16 protein-coding genes are annotated in these 17,742 nt (G+C 62.0%); 7 read left to right on the top strand and 9 right to left on the bottom strand.

Annotated features, from left to right (window positions below; genetic code table 11):
- Positions 1–3: 3 nt before the first annotated feature.
- The 3 genes from GYM54_RS19635 to rlmF all read left to right on the top strand — a co-directional run bounded on the left by GYM54_RS19635 (position 4) and on the right by rlmF (position 4,133).
- The gene (locus GYM54_RS19635) at positions 4–1,833 is read left to right on the top strand and encodes an SLC13 family permease (RefSeq protein ID WP_131651174.1); all 1,830 of its coding nucleotides are present in this window, start codon (positions 4–6) and stop codon (positions 1,831–1,833) included.
- An 85-nt stretch (positions 1,834–1,918) separates the two neighbouring features.
- Positions 1,919–3,088 carry a YbfB/YjiJ family MFS transporter gene (locus GYM54_RS19630; RefSeq protein WP_181101752.1) on the top strand — a complete coding sequence of 390 codons (1,170 nt, stop codon included), beginning with the start codon at positions 1,919–1,921 and terminating at the stop codon, positions 3,086–3,088.
- 43 nt (positions 3,089–3,131) lie between these two features.
- On the top strand, positions 3,132–4,133 hold the full coding sequence (rlmF, locus tag GYM54_RS19625) for a 23S rRNA (adenine(1618)-N(6))-methyltransferase RlmF (protein WP_181101754.1): 1,002 nt from the start codon (positions 3,132–3,134) through the stop codon (positions 4,131–4,133).
- Position 4,134: 1 nt separating this feature from the next.
- Here the strand turns inward: rlmF and GYM54_RS19620 are convergent, their stop codons facing one another.
- From GYM54_RS19620 to GYM54_RS19610, 3 genes are all read right to left on the bottom strand, one after another.
- Complete coding sequence (locus GYM54_RS19620) at positions 4,135–4,566, bottom strand: GNAT family N-acetyltransferase (RefSeq protein WP_131651171.1); 432 nt, start codon at positions 4,564–4,566, stop codon at positions 4,135–4,137.
- Between the two features lie 3 nt (positions 4,567–4,569).
- A complete protein-coding gene (locus GYM54_RS19615) occupies positions 4,570–4,761 on the bottom strand; it encodes a hypothetical protein (protein ID WP_131651170.1) in 192 nt (63 codons plus the stop codon).
- Positions 4,762–5,025: 264 nt separating this feature from the next.
- Positions 5,026–6,237: an MFS transporter gene (locus tag GYM54_RS19610; protein ID WP_219853051.1), complete on the bottom strand. Its 1,212-nt coding sequence runs from the start codon at positions 6,235–6,237 to the stop codon at positions 5,026–5,028.
- Between the two features lie 141 nt (positions 6,238–6,378).
- On the opposite strand from GYM54_RS19610, the gene yejK reads away from it, so the two are divergent.
- Positions 6,379–7,386: a nucleoid-associated protein YejK gene (gene yejK, locus GYM54_RS19605; RefSeq protein ID WP_181101756.1), complete on the top strand. Its 1,008-nt coding sequence runs from the start codon at positions 6,379–6,381 to the stop codon at positions 7,384–7,386.
- A 253-nt stretch (positions 7,387–7,639) separates the two neighbouring features.
- The gene (locus GYM54_RS19600; RefSeq protein WP_181101758.1) at positions 7,640–8,437 is read left to right on the top strand and encodes an undecaprenyl-diphosphate phosphatase; all 798 of its coding nucleotides are present in this window, start codon (positions 7,640–7,642) and stop codon (positions 8,435–8,437) included.
- Between the two features lie 57 nt (positions 8,438–8,494).
- On the opposite strand, the gene GYM54_RS19595 is transcribed toward GYM54_RS19600, so the two are convergent.
- On the bottom strand, positions 8,495–9,433 hold the full coding sequence (locus GYM54_RS19595; RefSeq protein ID WP_181101760.1) for a glutathione S-transferase family protein: 939 nt from the start codon (positions 9,431–9,433) through the stop codon (positions 8,495–8,497).
- Between the two features lie 87 nt (positions 9,434–9,520).
- Positions 9,521–9,799: a GIY-YIG nuclease family protein gene (locus tag GYM54_RS19590; protein ID WP_181101762.1), complete on the bottom strand. Its 279-nt coding sequence runs from the start codon at positions 9,797–9,799 to the stop codon at positions 9,521–9,523.
- 250 nt (positions 9,800–10,049) lie between these two features.
- On the opposite strand from GYM54_RS19590, the gene mltF reads away from it, so the two are divergent.
- Complete coding sequence (mltF, locus tag GYM54_RS19585; RefSeq protein ID WP_131651164.1) at positions 10,050–11,510, top strand: membrane-bound lytic murein transglycosylase MltF; 1,461 nt, start codon at positions 10,050–10,052, stop codon at positions 11,508–11,510.
- Positions 11,511–11,516: 6 nt separating this feature from the next.
- Here mltF and ybaK read toward each other — a convergent pair whose 3' ends face one another.
- Together ybaK and metE are read right to left on the bottom strand one after the other, a co-directional pair.
- A complete protein-coding gene (gene ybaK / locus GYM54_RS19580) occupies positions 11,517–11,987 on the bottom strand; it encodes a Cys-tRNA(Pro) deacylase (protein WP_181101764.1) in 471 nt (156 codons plus the stop codon).
- Between the two features lie 76 nt (positions 11,988–12,063).
- Positions 12,064–14,364: a 5-methyltetrahydropteroyltriglutamate--homocysteine S-methyltransferase gene (gene metE / locus GYM54_RS19575; RefSeq protein ID WP_181101765.1), complete on the bottom strand. Its 2,301-nt coding sequence runs from the start codon at positions 14,362–14,364 to the stop codon at positions 12,064–12,066.
- Positions 14,365–14,628: 264 nt separating this feature from the next.
- Between metE and metR the strand changes: the two genes are divergently transcribed.
- A complete protein-coding gene (metR, locus tag GYM54_RS19570) occupies positions 14,629–15,555 on the top strand; it encodes a transcriptional regulator MetR (protein WP_131651161.1) in 927 nt (308 codons plus the stop codon).
- A gap of 155 nt (positions 15,556–15,710) precedes the next feature.
- On the opposite strand, the gene GYM54_RS19565 is transcribed toward metR, so the two are convergent.
- The gene (locus GYM54_RS19565; RefSeq protein ID WP_181101767.1) at positions 15,711–16,841 is read right to left on the bottom strand and encodes a GNAT family N-acetyltransferase; all 1,131 of its coding nucleotides are present in this window, start codon (positions 16,839–16,841) and stop codon (positions 15,711–15,713) included.
- A 151-nt stretch (positions 16,842–16,992) separates the two neighbouring features.
- On the bottom strand, positions 16,993–17,688 hold the full coding sequence (locus GYM54_RS19560; protein WP_197445460.1) for a DUF2057 family protein: 696 nt from the start codon (positions 17,686–17,688) through the stop codon (positions 16,993–16,995).
- Between the last annotated feature and the right edge of the window lie 54 nt (positions 17,689–17,742).

Genomic DNA, 17,742 nt, shown 5'->3' with positions numbered 1-17,742 from the left:
AGCATGAACGTCGATCTGTTGCTGGTCTTGGCATTGCTGGCCACCTGCGTCGGGTTGTTCATCCTCAACCGGCCGCGGATGGATGTCGTCGCGCTGCTGGCCATGGTCGCCCTTCCGCTGACTGGGGTCCTTAGCGTTGCCGAAGCACTGGCCGGTTTCAGCGATCCCAGCGTCGTACTGATCGCCGCGCTTTTCGTGATCGGCAACGGCCTGGTGCGTACCGGCATCGCTTATCGCATGGGCGAGTGGTTGATGCGCTCGGCCGGCAGCAGCGAGACACGCCTGCTGGTACTGCTGATGCTTGCCGTTGCCGGACTGGGCTCGGTGATGAGCTCGACCGGCGTGGTCGCCATCTTCATTCCGGTGGTGCTGAGCATCGCCGCAAAGATGAATGTATCGCCGCGCCGCCTGATGATGCCGCTGGCGTTCGCCGGCTTGATGAGCGGCATGCTCACACTGGTCGCCACACCGCCGAACATGGTGGTACACAGCGAGCTACGACGCGCCGGCCTGGTCGGCTTCGCCTTCTTCAGTTTTGCGCCCATCGGGCTGACCATCCTGCTGCTAGGTATCGCCTACATGCTGCTGGCGCGGCGCTGGCTTGGGCAGTCGAGCGATCCGGACAGCACCGCAGAACCCCGCGACACGCTCGCGGCCTTGGCCCAACGCTACCGACTGCCCGAGCGCGAACGCCGTCTTCGCGTACTGCCCGCATCGCCGCTGGCCAACCAAGCGCTCGACGAGCTGCGGCTTCGTACTCAATACGGCATCAATGTCATCGGCATCGAGCGCCAACGGCGTTTCCGCCGTCTGTTATTGATCGCCACCGGCAATACGCAATTGCTTGCGGGAGACGTATTGCTGGTCGACCTGGCGAGCCCGGCGATCGGGCTGCTTGGCGCGTACGACGAACTGGGGCTCGAGCCGCTGCAGCTCGACACTTCCTACTATGGCGATCACTCCCGCGAGCTGGGCCTGGCAGAGGTGGCGCTGCCACCGGACTCGCGTCTTCCCGGCAAGACCATTCAGGATCTGGGCTTTCGCTCCAATCACAAGCTCAACGTCGTCGGCCTGCGGCGCAACCACGAGGCGCTGCAAGGCTTGCTGGTCGATGAAAAACTCAAACCCGCCGACACCCTGCTGGTAGCCGGCGGCTGGAAACACATACATCGCCTGCAAGGCATGCGCCGAGATTTCCTGGTCTTGAGCCTGCCCGCCGAGATTGATGACGTAGCGCCCGCCGCTAATCAGGCGCCCTTCGCGTTGTTCGGGCTGGCCGTGATGGTGGTGCTGATGGTCAGCGGCGTGGTCCCTAACGTGCTCGCCGCGCTGATCGGCTGCCTGGTCATGGGGCTGTTCCGCTGCATCGACATGGACAGTGCCTACAGAGCCATCCACTGGCAAAGCCTGGTGCTGATCGTCGGCATGCTGCCGTTCGCCCTGGCGCTGGAAAAGACCGGCGGGATAGCACTGGCGGTATCGGCGCTGATCGGCCTGTTTGGCGACTCCGGCCCGCAGGCGTTGCTGGCCTGCCTGTTTCTGCTCACGGCCATCATCGGCCTGTTCATCTCCAACACCGCAACCGCGGTATTGATGGCGCCGGTGGCGATTTCCACAGCCGAGCAAATTGGCGCATCGCCCTATCCCTTCGCCATGATCATCGCGCTGGCCGCCTCAGCCGCGTTCATGACGCCGATTTCTTCGCCCGTGAATACCTTGGTGATTGGGCCAGGCAACTATCGTTTCGCGGATTTCGTGCGCATCGGTGTGCCCTTCACCTTGTTGGTCATGCTGACATCGGTGTTAATGGTGCCGCTGCTCTTCCCGCTTTGAAATTTCTATCAGCCATCCGTAGCGTGGTCGCCTGACCATTGCTGCCGTTAAGCTGACGCCCTCCACGCTCGCCTGGTCCGAACCAATGACCCAACGCCCCGCCCTGTTCCCTGTCCTGCTGGCCGGAGCCACGCTGCTGCTCGTCGTTCACGGGCTCGGTCGTTTCGTCTATACGCCATTACTGCCCTGGCTAGTGGAAGACGGGCAGTTAACCGTGCAACAAGGCGCGAGCATCGCCAGTTGGAACTACCTCGGCTACCTGATCGGCGCGCTGCTGGCGTTGCGCTGGCATCGGGTCTCGCAGATCCGCCGAAGCCTGCCTTGGGCGCTGATAGTGCACGTGTTGACCACCCTGGCACAGACCCAGGCCGAGTCTGCGGAGTCGCTTTCGGCGCTGCGTCTGCTCAATGGCATCAGCAACGGGTTGGTGTTCGTTCAGGCCCCTTCGCTGGTTCTGGAATGGCTTGCGCGGCATCGGCGCGTGTCATCCAGCGGTCTGGTTTACCTGGGCGTTTGCGTTGGGCTGATCCTCTCCAGCCTCCTGGTGAGCCTGAGCAACGGCGTGCTGGCAGGCGCCGATCGTTGGTGGCCGGCGGCGTTGCTTTCAATCCCGCTGGCTTGGTGGGGCTGGCGCCAACTGGCGCGGCTGGACATACCCGACGACACAACGACGGAAGACGCCGAGCATATCCGCAGCGGACGACTGCTGGATCGCGCCAGCACACCGCTGTTTCTGGCCTATGCCGGCGCGGGCATGGGCTACATCCTGCCGATGACCTTTCTGCCGATGGTAGCGCGGCTGCAGGTGGAGCCCGGTGATTTCCTGATCGAAAGCAGTTGGCTGGTAGTGGCGCTCGCGACGCTTCCCTCGCCTTGGCTGTGGAATCGATTGGGCGCCCTGCTTGGCGATGTCCGGGCACTGCGTTTGAGCTATGTCACTCAACTGATCGGCGTGCTGGCTGCCCTGTTGCTGCCGGGTGCGCCGGGCATCCTGCTCTGCGCCGTGCTGGTCGGCAGTACCTTCCTCGGCACGGTGCTGCTGACCCAGCGGCTGGCGCGCACGCTGCATCCGCATCAGGGGCCGCGCCTGTCAGCCGCGCTGATCGCCTTTTACGGCCTGACGCAACTCGCCGCTCCCTGGCTGACCAGCGTCTGGATGGGCATGGGCGGCAGCCTGCACAGCGCCTTTTGGCTTGGCGCCGGCGCGCTGCTATGGGGGCTGATCTGGATGCTGCTGGTCCCACGCCGCGCTTGAAAGCTGTGGGACAATGCCGACTTCATCGTTACAGCAGCCGAACATGAACGTCCCAAAAGCCAATAGCCAATCACGCGCCGCCAAGCCGGCCAGCGGCACGGCCACACTGCATCCGCGCAATCGCCACACCGGGCGCTACGATTTCCCTGCGCTGATTGCCGCCAGTCCGGAGCTGGCCGAGTATGTGATTCTCAACCCATACGGCAAGGAGAGCATCGACTTCGCCAACCCGGATGCGGTGCGCGTGTTCAACCGGGCATTGCTCAAGCAGTTCTACGGCATCGCCCACTGGGACATTCCAGCGGGCTACCTGTGCCCGCCGATTCCCGGGCGGGCCGACTACCTGCATGGCCTGGCCGATCTTCTGGCCACCCAGAACGCCGATGAAATCCCCCGCGGCGCCAGGATCCACGCACTGGACATCGGCACCGGCGCCAACTGCATCTATCCGCTGATCGGTCTACGCGAATACGGCTGGCGCTTCACCGGCTCGGATATCGACGCGATCGCCCTGGCTTCGGCGCGCACCATCGTCGCGGCGAACGGGCTCGGCAAGAACATCACGTTGCGCCAACAGACGGACTCGCGACACATCTTCGAAAAGATCGTGCAGCCTGACGACCGATTCGACATCACCCTCTGCAACCCGCCTTTCCATGCCTCCCAGGCGGAAGCCAACAGCGGCAGCCAGCGCAAATGGCGCAACCTCGGCAAGCTCGACCCGAAACGCAAGCTTCCGGCACTGAACTTTGGCGGCCAGGCGGCGGAACTCTGGTGTGAAGGCGGGGAAGCGGCATTCATCGCTCGATTGGCGGACGAAAGCCGTGGCGTGGCGGAGCAAGTCTGCTGGTTCAGTACGCTGGTATCCAAGGCGGGCAATGTGCAACCGCTGCAGGCACGGCTGAAAAAACTCGGCGCCCATCAGATACAGGTCTCGGACATGTCTCAAGGGCAGAAGCGCAGCCGCTTTGTCGCCTGGACCTTCCTGAACGAAGCGCAGCAGAACGAGTGGCGCTCGACACGTTGGAAGCGCCAGCCAGGCTGAGTCAATTCAGCGAACGACGGAAGTACTTGGGCGCATCCTCATAACCCAGTCGTGCATAGAAACGGTGCGCCGCGTCGCGTCGAACATCGCAATGAAGTTCCATGCGATCACAACCGCGACCTCGGGCACGCAGCTCGGCAGCCTGCACCAGCAGCTCACCGATCCCCCGGCTGCGTGCCGTCGAGTCGACGCAGAGATAGCTGATCCGGCAGAAGTCGCCCTCAAGGGCTAACTGCGCGATGAAATGCAGGGAGATGAAGCCGAGCAGTTGGCCATCATCCCCCTCGGCCACGAGCAGACAGGCATCGTCATGATCGATTTGTTGCTGAAGACGACTGTCGATGAGCTCATCGCTTGCCGGGTAGCCAAGCTGGCCCAGCAGGCGAGCTATCGTTACAGCGTCGTCGCGGCGCGCCTTGCGCACGCAAGGCATGGCTCAGACCGCCACGTCCCACAGCTGCTTGTTTTTCAAGACCATGGTCTGAATGTAACGCGGCTCGCCATTGATCTCTTCCAGCTCAGTCATGCCAGCGAGCTCGCCGACTACGCGGTAGCGCTTGCCGACGCGCTTGTCCTGCAAAGGATAGAGTTGGGCGATCTGTTGGGCGAGTTCGGTAAGAGTGGACATGTTCGGTAGCTCCAATAACTGCATGCCGCAGCTTTTTACAGGGCTTTGGTTACGGTTCTGCGACAGCTTTCAATCGTCTCGCTTGTTGGAGCCATCTACTGCGAATTGATTCCGTAACACCCGTAAAAACTACCAGAACGCTCGATCAGCAAATGCCAACGCCCAGTTGCAGCAGGGCCAGCCCGCCCTGCTGCCAGCCCCACCAAGCCATAGCCAGAAGCAGCGCCAGAACAACGCTGCCTGCCCACAACAAGCCCCTGCGCATTACGCAACGCCCCCGGCCAGACGCACCCGCTCGACCGGTTGTTCGCGAATTGGCCAGTTCAGCGCGGCGGCCATCAGACTGAGAGCGATGGATATTTGCCAGACCAGGTCATAGCTGCCGGTCTGGTCGTAAACCCACCCGCCCAGCCAGCCGCCGAAGAATGAGCCGATCTGATGAAACAGAAAGACGATGCCGCCAAGCATCGACAGGTTGCGCACACCGAACAGCGTCGCCACCGTTCCGTTGGTCAGCGGCACAGTGGATAGCCATAGCAGGCCCATCGCGATGCCGAAGGCATAGGCTGTCCAGAGCGTCAGCGGGGCGAAAAAGAACGCGCTGATTACAACAGCCCGAAGCAGATAGAGCGCCGTCAGCAACTTGGGTTTCGAGTAACAGCCGCCCAACCAACCGGCGGTATAAGTACCCACCACATTGAACAGCCCGACCAGCGCCAGCACCGTGGTGCCCGCCATCGCCGGCAGTTGCTGATCCACCAGATACGCCGGCAGATGCACGCCAATGAATACCACCTGGAACCCGCAGACGAAGAAGCCCAGCGCTAACAGGCGGAAGCCGGAGTGACTGACCGCCTCACGCAGCGCCTCGACCAGCGACTGCTGCGGGCCGGACACGGGAGCCGGCGGTCCGCTGCGCAACATCAACGCCAGCGGCATGATCAGCGCGACCAGTAGCCCCAGCGCCAGCAACGCCGACGACCAACCCAGCCAGCCAATCAGACCGAGCGTGCCGGGCAGCATCGCAAACTGACCGAAGGAGCCCGCCGCGCTGGCGATGCCCATGGCCATGCTGCGCTTCTCAGCCGGCACGGCGCGACCGACCGCGCCCAAAATCACCGAAAACGAGGTACCGGACAGTCCTAACCCGATCAGCAGGCCGGCGCTCAGCGACAGCGAGACCGGTGAATCCGCGCCAGCCATGAATAATAGGCCGACCGCGTAGAGCACCCCGCCAAGCAATACCGCTCGGGCAACGCCAAAGCGATCCGCCAGCGCGCCAGTGATCGGCTGCGCCAACCCCCAGATCAGATTCTGCAAAGCAATGGCGAAGGCGAAGACCTCACGTCCCCAGCCGAACTCCGCGCTCATCGGCGGCAGGAACAGGCCGAAGCCGTGCCGCACGCCCAGGGAAACGGCCAAGATCAGGGAACCACCCAGCAGGATCCAGGTACTGTTGCGCCATATCGCATTCATCGCCGACACACTTAGTAAAACAAGGGGAAGCCATCTTACCCGCATACCCCCTTTTAACCGCATCCACTTTTTTGCCCTGCGACGGGCACGGTTGCTCGGGTAAACTGCCGTCTGTCCGCCTCACCCGCCCGCGAGTAACCCATGCCGATTCGCCACTGCATCGTTCATCTGATTGAGAAAAAGCCCGACGGCACGCCTGCCGTGCTTCACGCCCGCGATTCGGAGCTTGGCGAATCGCAGGCCATCGAGAATCTGCTGGCCGATCTCAACGAAAGCTACAACGCCAAGCAGGGCAAGGCCTGGGGCTATTTCCACGAAGAGTCGGGGGCCTACCCTTTCAGTGGCTGGCTGGGTCAGTACATGGAAGGCAACCAGGATTTCACCTCCTTCAGCCGCCAAGCCGTCGAGCATTTGCAGAAGTTGATGGAGGAATCCAATCTCTCCACCGGTGGCCATGTGCTCTTCGCTCATTACCAACAAGGCATGACCGACTACCTGGCGATTGCCCTGCTCCACCACAGCAACGGCGTGACCGTCACCGACTCGCTGGACGTCGCGCCAGCCAAACACTTGGACCTCGGCCAACTGCACCTGGCCACCCGGATCAATCTGTCCGAATGGAAGAATAACCGGCAGTCGAAACAGTACATTTCCTTCATCAAGGGCAAGAACGGCAAGAAGGTCTCGGAGTATTTCCGCGACTTCATCGGCTGCCAGGAAGGCGTCGACGGGCCCGGCGAAACCCGTACGTTGCTCAAAGCGTTCAGCGACTACGTCGAAAGTGAAGACCTGCCAGAAGAAAAGGCCCGCGAGAAAACCAGTGCGCTGGTCGGTTACGCCAGCAGCCAGGCGAAGATCGGCGAACCCATGTCGCTGGAAGAGCTGTCCGGCGTGATCGACGAGGAGCACCCACGGGCCTTCTACGAGCACATCCGCAACAAGGATTACGGCCTTTCGCCGGAGATCCCGGCGGACAAGCGCACCCTCAACCAGTTTCAGCGCTTCACCGGCCGCGCCGAAGGGCTGTCGATCAGCTTCGAATCGCACCTGCTGGGCTCGAAGATCGAATATGACGAAGCCCGCAACATGCTGATCATCCGCCAACTCCCGACACAGCTGACCGATCAGCTCAAGCGCCGCAAGGATTGATCACCGGCTGGCCCGCAGCAGCTAACGACAGCGTCTGCGCCTTAGCGGATCGTAGCGCTGCGCTGGCGGTATTGGCGTTCATCAACTCAGCGCATGCTCGATCCGGGCGGCTTGCTCCGCCCGGCTGAGGTCGCCCGCTGGTCATGAGCGGAACGAATCCGACTGTCGCTGAATGAAATTCCCGTTTGTCAGTCACATGGGCTGCTCGATTGGAGCCGCAACTTTGTACGACCCGTTCTGGTAAGGATTCGCAATGGATTGGTTTCACCTGATTATTCTGTCCCTGGTGCAAGGCATCACCGAATTTCTCCCGATTTCCTCGTCCGCTCACTTGATCCTACCGTCCCAGGTGCTCGGCTGGCCGGACCAGGGCCAGGCGTTCGACGTCGCGGTGCATGTCGGCACGCTGCTAGCCGTATTGATCTGTTTCCGTCACGAAGTGATTGCTACCAGCCGCGGCTGGCTGGCTCACGTATTCAGACGGCAGGTCAGCGCTGAGAGCCGTCTGGGCTGGGCAATCATCGTTGGTACTCTGCCAGCGGCAGTCATCGGGCTATTGCTGGAGGACTTCATCGAGCAGTACACCCGTTCAATGCTGTTGATTGCCGCCACCACCATCATCTTCGGTTTGCTGCTGTGGTACGCCGACATCAAGGGCCGGCGGGTCGCTGAAATCGATCACCTGACCTGGAAAAGCGCGCTGATTATCGGATTCGCCCAGGCGCTGGCGTTGATTCCAGGCACATCCCGCTCGGGCATTACCATGACCGCCGCCCTGCTGCTCGGTTTTACCCGGCAGACCGCCGCGCGCTTCTCCTTCCTGCTGTCGATACCGCTGATCCTTGCCGCTGGTGGGCTGAAAGCGGTCGAACTGGCCCAATCCGGCGAAGCTGCGCAATGGAACGACATTTTCATCGGCGCGGCCCTGTCCTTCGTCGCCGCATTCCTCTGCATCAAGCTGTTCCTCAAGGCCCTGGATGCGCTGGGCATGTTGCCCTTCGTGATCTATCGCTTGCTGTTGGGCGTCGCGCTGCTGTTCATCGCGCTCTGACGCTCGGAACACGAAAGGCCCGCGGAACGGCGTTGCGCAGTTCGCGGGCCTGAGGCATCAACGGGCGTCGATGCGGTAGCCGATGCGCGGGAAATGCACATGGACCACGCCGGCGCGCTCATCTTCACGGCGCAGAATCAACTCCTCGACACCGACGAATACCAGCTCGCCAGCAACCGGATCCGTTCCGTAGTCCACCGCGGAAATGGTCACCGACTGGCCGGCCTGGAAGCCGTTAGGCTCGAAGAAGGCCTCGTCTGGCAACGCAGCCGGAGTGGAGCTGCGGGCGATGGATACGGCCTCTTCGGCAGATAGCTCGGAAAGCGAGCCATGACCGACAGCCAGTACCCTACCAAGCCAGGCGGCAACATCAGGATAATCGTCCACCAGTGGCGCAGTGACAGGCGTGCCCTTGAGAAACCACAGACAATGCGCAACCGCAATGTCGGCCACGCAAGGCACGCTGCCCAGCAGAAACCCGCCGCTTTCGCGCGACAATTGTTGCTGCAGACGCGCCATCAACACCGGCCAGTGGCTCTTGGCCTGTTCTAGCGGAATACGTGTCACGGAGCCGCTACTGAACAGCTCGGCGCGATCCTTGCTGAAAATCTGCACGAATTCCTTGGGCACCTGAGCGAAACGCAGCGCCATGGACTCGGGTTGGAACACCAGGCTCACCGCATGCAGGAACAGCACCGAATCGGCCCACTGCGCCAAGGTCGCCGCCACGAACTCCCGCCCTTCCGGAAACAGCGCCGGCGTGTTTTTCTCGGCGTCCAGGCGGCGGGCCATCAATGCGGTATCGCAATACACATCGGCGCCGATCTGCAGCACCGGCGTACGCCGATAGCCACCGGTCAGCGCGGTGAGATCCGGCTTGGGCATCACCGGCGGAATCGTCACCGAGCGCCAGGAAAGCTGCTTGAAACCCAGCATCAGCCGCGCCTTTTCGGCAAACGGCGAGGTGGGATAGTGGTGCAGGATGATCTCGTGCATTGCAGGCTCCGCCAGTCTTGTAGGTAGACCGGCAGCTTACTCGCGACGGAGAAGGCAGCCTACCCGTTCAGCTGATTGCCGAGGCATTCACCGGGTCACTGATTGGTACGTGGCGACCAGCGCCTCCTTGGCCGGCTTTTTCAGCGATTTGATGGCACGCTCGCGGCGCAATGCGTCCCCCTTGCTCTCGCAGGCTTCGACATAAACCAGCGCCACCGCCGGGCTCGAATGAAAGAAGCGCGCCCCTCGCCCGCTCTGGTGCGCAGCAAAGCGGCGCTGCGCATCGTCACTGATTCCGCAATACAGCGAGCCGTTCGCTGCCCTTACCAGATAGACGAACCAGGGCTTTGAAGCAGCGGTGCTCATGCGACCAAATCTCGCGGCAAGATGGAATGTGGCATGCAGAAACGCGCCCGAAAATAAGCGTCGGATTGTCCCGGTCAGCCATCATCAGGGCAAGCTCGCACGGCCCTGCGTCGAGATAATGATGGCCTCCCGCGCTTGATCGGACAGAACCAAGGCATCCCGGTAAGCCATGCGCTAGCCGCTTCGCTTAGCAAAGTCCGTCGATCCTGTCGAGATATGGTGGCGGTTCGCCTTTGCGTATACTGCGCCGATGTTTGCCCAAACCGCGTTCCGCAAGCGCTGCACCGCCTGGTTGCTGGCGACCGGACTCTTCCTGATGCTCAGCAGCTGCGCTGAACCGCCCAGCGCACTTGAGCGTATTAAGGAGGAAGGTGTACTGCGCGTGATCACCCGCAACAGCCCGTCCACGTATTTTCAGGATCGCAACGGCGAAGCTGGCTTCGAATACGAACTGGTCAAACGCTTCGCCAGCCACTTGGGCGTCGAGCTTCAGCTTGAAACCGCCGACAGCATCGATGAGATTTTCACCCGTCTGAATCGTCCCGGCGGCCCTGACCTCGCCGCAGCCGGGCTGGTTGCCAGCGAAGGACGCCAGAACCTGGCGCGCTTCACCAACGCCTACCTGGACGTCACGACTCAGGTGGTCTATCGCAGAGGGCAACGCCGCCCGACGCAACCCGAAGACCTGATCGGCAAGCGCATCCTGGTACTCAAGGGCAGCAGCCAGGCGGAAAAACTCAAGGCGCTGCAGACCGAGTTGCCCGAGCTGCGCTACGAGGAATCCGACGCGGTGGAAGTCGTCGATTTGCTGCGCATGGTGGATGAAGGCCAGGTCGATCTGACGCTGGTGGAATCGAACGAACTAGCGCTCAACCAGGTGTATTTCACCAATGCTCGCGTTGCGTTCGATCTGGGCGAGCAGAACAGCCTGTCGTGGATCGTCGGCAAAGGCGAAGACGACAGCCTGCTCGTAGCGGCCAACCAATTTCTCGACCAGGCCAAGGAGAACGGCACGCTGCAGCGGCTGCGCGAACGTTATTACGGCCATGTCGACGTGCTCGGTTATGTCGGTGCCTATGCCTTCGCCAAACATCTCCAACAGCGCCTGCCGCGCTATGAAAAGCACTTCCGCGAAACGGCCAAGACGCATGGCGTCGACTGGCGTCTGCTCGCCGCGATTGGCTATCAGGAATCCCATTGGCAACCGGAAGCCACGTCGAAAACCGGCGTGCGCGGCCTGATGATGCTGACGCTCAATACCGCAAAAGCCATGGGCGTTACCAATCGCCTCGACCCGGTACAGAGCATTCAGGGCGGCGGCAAATACATCGCGCTGGTCCATGCCAATCTGCCTGACAGCATCAAGGAGCCGGACCGCACCTGGTTCGCCCTCGCCGCCTACAACGTCGGCGGCGGCCATCTGGAAGACGCTCGAAAGCTGGCCGAGGGCGAAGGGCTGGACCCGAACAAATGGCTGGACGTGAAGCAGATGCTGCCACGCCTATCTCAGAAACAGTGGTACACCAAGACGCGCTACGGTTATGCGCGCGGAGGCGAGCCCGTGCATTTCGTCGCCAACATCCGCCGCTATTACGACATCCTGACCTGGGTGACCCAGCCGCAGATGGAAGGCCAGCAACTGGTGCAGAACGAGATTCACATCCCCGGCATCAATGCCACCGAGTTCGGCGAGATTCTGCCGCCGCTGTAACCCGACTTAGGCTCGGCCGATCGGCGCGAAGCTGCCGGCGGTGTGATCGGCCAACACCTGCGCCGTCAGCTCGACCTCTAATCCCCGACGCCCGGCGCTGACGTAGATGCTTGGCTGCGTCTGAGCCGAACCGTCAATAAAGGTGCGCAACCGCTTCTTCTGACCCAGCGGACTGATCCCTCCGATCAGATAACCCGTCGCACGTTGCGCAGCCATGGGATCAGCCATCTCGACCTTCTTCACTTTAGCCGCTTGCGCCAGCGCTTTCAGATCAAGCGTACCGGCGACCGGCACCACCGCGACCAGCAGTTCGTTCTTCTCGCTGCAGGCCAGCAGCGTCTTGAACACGCGTGCGGGCTCGAGGCCGAGCTTCTCGGCCGCTTCGAGCCCATAGGACGCGGACTTAGGATCGTGTTCATAGCTGTGAACACAGTATTCGGCTTTGGCCTTTTTCAGCATATCGATGGCGGGAGTCATGATGGCGAGCGAGTCGGATGGAAGCCGCTACCTTAGCCGAAAAACGCAACGGCCCGCACGTGCCGCGGAGACGGTCTTAGGCCACCCTGCCCTGCTGGGCGGCGCGTAATTGCCGCGCCGCCGCGACCATATTCACCAACGCCGCCTCGGTTTCAGGCCAGCCGCGGGTCTTCAGGCCGCAATCAGGATTGACCCAGAGCCGCTCGACCGGAATCCGCTCACTGGCCTTCTGGAGCAACTGCACCATTTCCTGGGTATCCGGCACCCGTGGCGAGTGAATGTCATAGACGCCTGGACCGATGTCGTTGGGATAGTCGAAGGCGCGGAAGGCTTCGAGCAGTTCCATGTGCGAGCGCGAGGTCTCGATGGTGATGACGTCGGCATCCATCGCGGCGATCGACTCGATCACATCGTTGAATTCGCTGTAGCACATGTGCGTATGGATCTGCGTTTCATCGCGTACGCCGCTGGCGCACAGGCGGAAGGCCTCCACCGCCCAGTCCAGATACCCTTGCCACTGCGCACGGCGCAACGGCAGGCCCTCGCGAAACGCGGCCTCGTCGATCTGCACGATCCTGATACCCGCCGCCTCCAGGTCGCAGACTTCATCGCGAATCGCCAACGCAAGCTGCCGTGCCTGTTGTTCGCGACTGATATCGTCGCGAGTGAAGGACCACATCAGCATCGTCACGGGGCCGGTCAACATGCCTTTCATGATCTTGCTGGTCTGCTGTTGCGCGTAGCGAATCCACTCCACCGTCATTGGCGCCAGACGGCTCAGATCGCCATAGATCACCGCCGGTTTGACGCAACGCGAGCCATAGCTTTGCACCCAGCCGAAACGGGTAAAGGCGTAGCCGTCGAGCTGCTCGGCAAAGTACTCGACCATGTCGTTACGCTCGGCCTCGCCATGCACCAGCACGTCCAGGCCCAGCTGCTCCTGCACCGCTACTGCATGACGAATTTCGGCCTGCATCGCCTCGGTATAGTCAGTCAGTGCCAATTTGCCCTGCTTGAACGCCTGACGCGCAAGACGGATGGCTGGCGTTTGCGGAAACGAGCCGATGGTAGTGGTCGGAAACGTCGGTAGATTCAGTCGTGCACGCTGCTTTTCGATCCGCTCGGCAAACGGCGCCGAGCGCTGGCTATCCTGTGGTTCGATTGCAGCCAGGCGCGCCTGCACCTCTGGCTTGTGAATACGCGGCGATAGTGCGCGGCTGGCCTGGACCGCGCGGCTATGTTGCAGCGCGGCCTGTACCTGAGCATCTTCAGGAGCGCTCACCGCACATGCCAAGACCGCCACTTCGGCGCATTTCTGCACGGCGAAGGCGAGCCAGCTTTTTAGCTCGGCGTCCAACTGATCCTCTCGCGCCAGATCGACCGGCGCGTGCAGCAGCGAGCAGGACGGAGCAACCCACAAGCGCTCGCCGAGCCGCTCGGCGGCGTGCTGCAACACACTCAGCGCCTTGTCCAGATCGCAGCGCCAAACGTTGCGCCCATTGACCAGCCCGAGGGAAAGAACCTTGTAGGCCGGCAGCCGATCAAGGATCACCGGGTACTGATCCGGTGCGCGCACCAGATCGATATGCAGACCGTCCACCGGCAGCGCAGCGGCTAGGCCCAGATTGTCTTCCAAACCACCAAAATAGGTGGCGACCAGCTTTTTCAGCGGAGCCCGCTGCAACAGGTTATAAGCGCGCTCGAACGCATTCTTCCAGTCCTGCGGCAGGTCCAGCACCAGAATCGGCTCGTCGATCTGCACCCACTCGGCGCCCTGCTCGGCCAGCCGATCGAGCACTTCGCCATACACCGGCAGTAGGCGTTCCAGCAGGTCCAGCTTGTCGAACGCCTCGCCCTTGGCCTTGCCCAACCAGAGATAGGTCAACGGACCGATCAGCACCGGCTTGATCGCATGCCCCAGCGCTTTAGCTTCTTCGACTTCCTCGAGCAACTGCGTCCAGGACAGGCTGAACTGTTGATCCGCAGTGAATTCAGGCACCAGGTAGTGGTAGTTGGTATCGAACCACTTGGTCATTTCCTGCGCCTGTCCCGCGCCGCAGCAAGATTTGGTGACGCCCCTCGCCATGGCGAATAGCGTATCCAGCGTCGGCGCGCCATCAGCCGGACGAAACCGCTCCGGCACCACGCCAAACATCAGCGAATGCGTCAGCACTTGGTCGTACCAGGCGAAATCGCCGACCGGTAACAAGTCGATGCCGGCCTCCGCCTGCAGCCGCCAGTGCGCGGCGCGCATCTCGCGGCCCACTCGGCGCAGCTCGCCCTCATCCAAATCGCCTTTCCAATAGGCTTCAAGGGCCTTTTTCAGTTCGCGGTCCGCGCCGATGCGGGGAAAGCCCAGGGAATGCGCCACAGCCATAACAATCTCCAATCCGTCTCGTTTTTCGATGAGGAGATTGTGGCCATGCTGAACGCATGAAACAAACTCAAGCATTTAAAGTTAAAGATTAGGATAATTCACCTATAAACTGACAAAACTACTGCGGCTCGCTTCGCTAACTCCGGCTCGACAGTGTTTTCATGCTGATACACACTTCGCCCTCACGATGAGCAATGCTCACGTCATATGCTCGCCCACATCACGAGCGCCGGCGTGTGCTGCAAACAGCAAGGAACTCGCGACATGCTGGAAATCCGCCACCTGAAAACGCTTCATGCATTGCGCGAGACGGACAGCCTCGTCGAAGCAGCCGAGCGCCTGCACCTGACCCAATCGGCTCTGTCGCATCAGTTCAAAGAGCTGGAAGAGCGCCTGGGCCTGCAGCTCTTCGTGCGCAAGACCCGCCCCGTGCGTTTCACCAGCGCCGGTTTGCGCCTGCTGCAGCTGGCCGACAGCCTGCTGCCGCAGCTGCGCAGCGCCGAACGCGATCTGGCGCGCCTGGCCGGCGGCACCGCCGGTCGTCTGCATATGGCCATCGAATGCCACAGCTGTTTCCAGTGGTTGATGCCGACCATCGACCAGTTCCGTGATGCCTGGCCGGAAGTGGAACTGGATCTGGCTTCGGGGTTTTCCTTCGCGCCGCTGCCAGCGCTGGCCCGGGGCGATCTGGACTTGGTGGTGACGTCGGACCCGGTCGAGCTGCCCGGCATCAGCTATGTCCCGCTGTTCACCTACGAAGCCCTGCTGGCGGTCGCCAACCAGCATCCACTGGCGACACGGCCTTATGTGCGTGCCGAAGATCTGAGCAGCGAAACCCTCATTACCTACCCGGTAGAACGCGACCGGCTGGATATCTTCACGCGCTTTCTGGAGCCAGCCGATATCGAGCCGGCCCAAGTCCGTACTTCCGAACTGACGGTAATGATGATGCAGCTGGTCGCCTCTGGGCGTGGCGTCTGCAGCGTGCCGAACTGGGCATTGCACGAATACAGCACACGCGGCTACGTCACCGCCAAGCGCCTGGGCGAGAAAGGCCTGTTTGCCACGCTCTACGCCGGTATCCGCGCCGACATGCTGGATTCGCCGTTCATGCGTGATTTCCTGCTCACGGCCAAGGACACTTCCTTCGCCACGCTCGAAGGCGTCAGCGCCGCGCCGAAGGCGAAATAGCCCCCGCCGTGACGTGCCGATAGCTCCCGGAGGAAGGAATCGCCGAAGGCGCTTTCGTCGCTTGCCGCGAATTCATGGCGAAGACTTGCGCCTTCGGGCACCCGGACTACCACCTCTGACACCCGGATTACGCCTTCGGCTAATCCAGGCTACGACTACGCCGTATCTTGTCGATAGGGCAGAGCATCACGTGCCGCCTCGGCATAGCGCAAAACGCCCAGGCGCTCCTGAGCGAGAAAATCACCCACCGCCGCGCGCAGGCCGGGATGCGCCAGGTAATGCCAGGACCGGGTGATCACCGGCTCGAAACCACGAATGAGCTTGTGCTCACCCTGCGCACCGGCATCGAAACGAGACAGCCCGGCGGCGATCGCCTGATCGATGCCCTGATAGAAACAGGTCTCGAAGTGCAGCCGATCGAATTCGGCCAGGCTGCCCCAGTAACGGCCATAGAGCCCACCCGCGTCGATCAGGCTGAAGGCCATGGCCACCGGGCGCGTACCCTGCCTGGCCAACACCACGCGGATCGCCTCCGGCATGCGCTCAGCCACCAGGCTGAAAAAGCTGCGCGTCAGGTAGGGCGCCTGACCGCGCACATGGTAGGTGTTGGCGTAGCAGGCGTAGACGAAATCCCATTCCGCCTCGTCAAGCTGATGCCCTTCTCGCCAGTCGAATTCGATCCCCTGCCCCGCCACTTGCTCACGCTCCTTGCGCAACTGCTTGCGCTTGCGCGAGGTGAGGCCGTCGAGAAAATCCTGAAAATCCCGATAGCCGCGGTTGTGCCAGTGGAACTGGCAGCCGATGCGTTCCAGCCAGCCGTCTCGCCCCTGCAACAGCGCATCGGCATCGGGCTCGGTGAAGTTGACATGCAGGCTCGATTGCCCTCGTTCAGCCAGTCCGGAGATGAGCTGATCAAGTAACCGGGCCGCCGCCTCGCGATCGCCCAGCAGGCGCGTGCCCGTCACCGGAGAGAACGGCACGGCACAGAGCAGCTTGGGGTAATACTCGATACCCGCGCGATGACAGGCATCGGCCCACGCCCAGTCGAAAACATATTCGCCGTATGAATGGCTCTTGCGATACAGCGGCAACGCAGCCTGCACGGCACCCGTCGCATCGAGCAGCAACCGGTGTTCCGGCTGCCAGCCCGTACGCCCGCCAATGCTGGCGCTGTCTTCGAGGCTGGAAAGAAAGGCGTGACGCAGGAACGGCTGGGGCTCCGTCAGCAGTGCATCCCACTGTTGCGGCGCAATCTCGGCAAGGCGGGAAAGGGTCTGGATAGGCATGCCGCGCAGTCTGGCCCGTCGCGCGCAGGAATAAAAGGTTCTTAAAGCGAGTGATGCAACCAGGAGCCCGCTTGCTGGCGATCCGTAACCGGACCGAAGCTTCGCCAGCAAGCTGGCCCCTACGGTCGAGGCTCAGCCTTTCACCAAACGCTTACTGCTGAGCCCATTTGAGGAAGGCCGTGCGGCTTTCCGGCGTCAGCAGATTCCACATCTGCTGCAGGGTGGTCAGAGTGGCGTCGGTGTGTGGCAGGGTAGCTGTCGCAGCGGGCGACTGGCGCAGCGTCACCGCCTGAGCAGCGGGCTCGGTTGCGGCACCTAGCGGCGCAACGCTGGTTGCCTCCGGCGCGACTTCACTGGAGACCAGCATCGCGTTGAATACCGAGGTATTGCGATTACCGGCCTGCGCCTCATGACGCTCGCCCGTGCGGGTGTTCAGGGCCCAGGCGGGGAATGCGGTCTCGAATGCCTGGGCTTCGGCCAGGTTCTGCGGGCGATCGAACTCCAGGCGCCATACCTCACCGGCTTGCCCCTCGAAGTTGAAAATGGCCGTGCGTCCGCGCACTACTTCGTGGCTCATGCCGCCGTTGATATCGAACCCGTTCTTGTAAAAGGCATGAACCCGGTAGGCGCCCGGCTGCAGCTGCAGCTGCTTATCCGCCGCACCGAACATTGAGTTGGCGGCAGAGTGAGGTTTGCCGTTGATGCTGCGAATTTCCAACTCGCTGGGAACGACCAGCGTCAGTACTTGGCTCTCCGGCAAAGACTCACCGGCGTACAACTTGACGTGGGGCTGTTGGGCACAGGCTGCCAGCAGGCAGGCCATGGCGATAACGAACAAACTGCGCATGAAAGCTCCTAAGTGCAAAGGCCCGCCGACGTCGGCGGTCTGGATTCGATGACA

Source organism: Pseudomonas sp. MTM4 (assembly GCF_019355055.1).
Lineage (GTDB): Bacteria > Pseudomonadota > Gammaproteobacteria > Pseudomonadales > Pseudomonadaceae > Stutzerimonas.
Note: the sequence above shows the minus strand (reverse complement) of the source record. Positions and strands in the feature narration are given on the sequence as shown.